Genomic DNA, 2374 nt, shown 5'->3' with positions numbered 1-2374 from the left:
CCTGACGCCGGCGCCCTGAGATCGCGCCGCCGTCGCCGGCGTCGTCAGCGATCGCGCTCGCCGGTCCGGGACCGGACGGCCGAGACGTCGCACTGGACGTCGTCCAGCGCGCAGCGGACCCGCTCCAGCGCGGCGCTGAACAACGCGGCGGTGTGCGGATCGCCGGTCCGCGCCGCCTCGGCGTTCCGGAAACTGTCCAGCAGGTACGGCATCATCTTTCCATGCAGTGCCAGGTAGGCGCCGGGGCTCGAGAGTTCATAGACGACTGCCAGGGCATGATAGGCCCGCGCCAAAACCTCGAGTGCTACATCCGCACTACGTGAGCCCTGGTCACAATCATCGCTGATCTTCATCGCGTCGATAATCTTGTTTCCGTCCCTAGTCGGGGACTAACATGCTCTATTAACACTGTCGATGCTTCGGACTAGGGCCAATGTCGCCGCCCAAGCGCAGCGCGAGATTTATCACGGCCTCATGGCTCAACTGCAACAGTCCGGTATTCGTCGGCCGGACGCCCCGCGCGCGATCGGCGACAGGGGCTCGCGCGGCCGGCCGGAGGGCCTCTGGGCGACGTCCGCTCCGCTTGCGTTCCATGACGAGGGCTACCGGATGCCCGGATCGGGCCTGGCGGCACGGACGCGGATCACGCGCGGGCCCCCTCTCCCGCACCGGAGCGCGCGTGCATGGCCCCCTATCAAAGCCGCGGTGTGATCATCGTCGGGATCGGGGGGTAGGCCCTGATACGGGCCTCAGCCGGCACGGCCGGTCGTGTCGCGTGCGCTCCATGCGCGGCTCAGCCGCGCATGTAACGGGTCGGCCGGATCATCGTCGCGATCTTGCTCTCGACCTCGACCAAGATGCCGTTCACCAAGTGGGCCGCGCCCTCGACCGTCCCGGCTGCCAGGGTCTCGCGGCCGCTGGTCTCCTGGATGATGCGGAAATTGTCTTCGACGAACGCGCGAATCTTCTGCTGGACGCCGTCGAACTCGCCCGGATGTGCGGTCTCGTAGAGGAGGGCCAGGGCGAGATAGGCGCGACCGACCATATCGAGCGCGAGGCCGGCGCTCATCTCGCTCATCTCGCTGTCTGTCGGGGGCACGGCGCGTGAGTTCCCTGTCAAGTTCTATCTTGCAAATCTACCAGGCTGTTCGGGTGTGAACAATCAACAAAAATACTTGTGCGGGAATTTTTATTGAATTTATGGCTGTTGATCGCATGTCCGCACGGCGGATACTGATTCGGTCGCTGCCGATGGAGGATGTCGCGCCCGGGGATGAGGAGATGGCGTCGCATTGGGCATGCGTACCAAATTATTCGGGCCTTCATCACGACATTTCGCCCAGTATTTTGTTGTTTAGAAATGCCTGGTCATAAAATCCGTGCTCTTGATGGAAATTTATTCGTCGAAATTCCATTCTTGTGTTTTTCACTTAAATCGCAAGGCGACTTTTCATTTAGTTTCATAGTGATACGCAAAAAATTACCCTGTCAAGCCGCTTGATTGATCCTGGTTTCGGATTTTAAACTCGACACAACGAGAAATCCGAGAATCTTTCCATATGAAAATATTCGAGAAATTTAAGATTGCGTACAAAATGTGCGTGCCGATCTTTATCATGGCGTTCATGAGCGTCGGGACAACCTATTATACGCTCAGTATGTTGGGGGATATCACCGAGCGTAACCACGTGCTGGTGGATTATTACGTCGCGCGGTTGGAGGCGTTCTCGCGGGTTCGGCAGAACGTGCAGACCGCCGGCCTGATGAACCGCGCGATCATCATCGGTCAGCCGGACAACGAGATGTCCGACTTCGAGAAGGCGTATCGCGACGCGGTGAAGGGCACGGCGGACGACATCGCGACGCTCGCCGCGGGCGCGCTGAAGAAGGAGGTGCGGGACCTGCTGCTCGAGATCGGCACGATCGCGCGGGAGTATTACGACGTCCTCGACAGATCCAACGCGCTCGCGTTGAAGAACGATCGGGCTGCCGCCACGCAGCTGGCCATGGTGACGAGCCAGCCGGTCGCGAAGCGGTTCGACCAGACCGCGCGGGTCTACGAGGGGCGGGTCGATGCCCGGCTCGCCGACGGAAAGAACGCCACCGAGGCCGCGGCCAAGCAGGCGCGTCTCGTCCTGATCGGTTCGGTGGCTGCGGGCCTGCTCGCCGCCCTGGCCCTCTCGGGCGCCATCATCGTGTTCGGCGTGACGCGGCCCCTCGGCAGCCTCGTGGCCGTCCTGCAGCGTATGGCGAAGGGCGAGATCGACGCCACCATCGCGGAGGCGCGGCGCGGCGACGAGATCGGCGCGGTCGGTCGCGCGGTCGAGCGCATCAAGGAGAGCGTCGCCCGCAGGGCGGCCGAGGAGGCCGAGCA

Annotated in this window: 3 protein-coding genes; 1 reads left to right on the top strand and 2 read right to left on the bottom strand. The window is 62.4% G+C overall.

What is annotated here, in order from left to right:
- Positions 1-44: 44 nt before the first annotated feature.
- Together FV228_RS27015 and FV228_RS27010 are read right to left on the bottom strand one after the other, a co-directional pair.
- Positions 45-353, bottom strand: a complete 309-nt coding sequence (locus FV228_RS27015; RefSeq protein ID WP_147857332.1) for a hypothetical protein — start codon at positions 351-353, stop codon at positions 45-47.
- Between the two features lie 440 nt (positions 354-793).
- Positions 794-1078 carry a hypothetical protein gene (locus tag FV228_RS27010; RefSeq protein ID WP_246689994.1) on the bottom strand — a complete coding sequence of 95 codons (285 nt, stop codon included), beginning with the start codon at positions 1076-1078 and terminating at the stop codon, positions 794-796.
- Between the two features lie 517 nt (positions 1079-1595).
- On the opposite strand from FV228_RS27010, the gene FV228_RS27005 reads away from it, so the two are divergent.
- On the top strand, positions 1596-2374 hold a 779-nt coding region (locus tag FV228_RS27005; RefSeq protein ID WP_246694046.1), incomplete at its 3' end, for a HAMP domain-containing protein.

It is taken from the genome of Methylobacterium sp. WL18 (genome assembly GCF_008040015.1).
Classification (GTDB): domain Bacteria; phylum Pseudomonadota; class Alphaproteobacteria; order Rhizobiales; family Beijerinckiaceae; genus Methylobacterium; species Methylobacterium mesophilicum.
The sequence above is the reverse complement of the archived record's forward strand: the minus strand, read 5'-3'. Positions and strand labels throughout refer to the sequence as shown.

What these genes read in the sequence shown, in the direction of transcription:
- FV228_RS27015 (WP_147857332.1), bottom strand. Translation starts at nt 353, where the DNA reads ATGAAGATCAGCGATGATTGTGACCAGGGCTCACGTAGTGCGGATGTA.
- FV228_RS27010 (WP_246689994.1), bottom strand. Translation starts at nt 1,078, where the DNA reads ATGAGCGAGATGAGCGCCGGCCTCGCGCTCGATATGGTCGGTCGCGCC.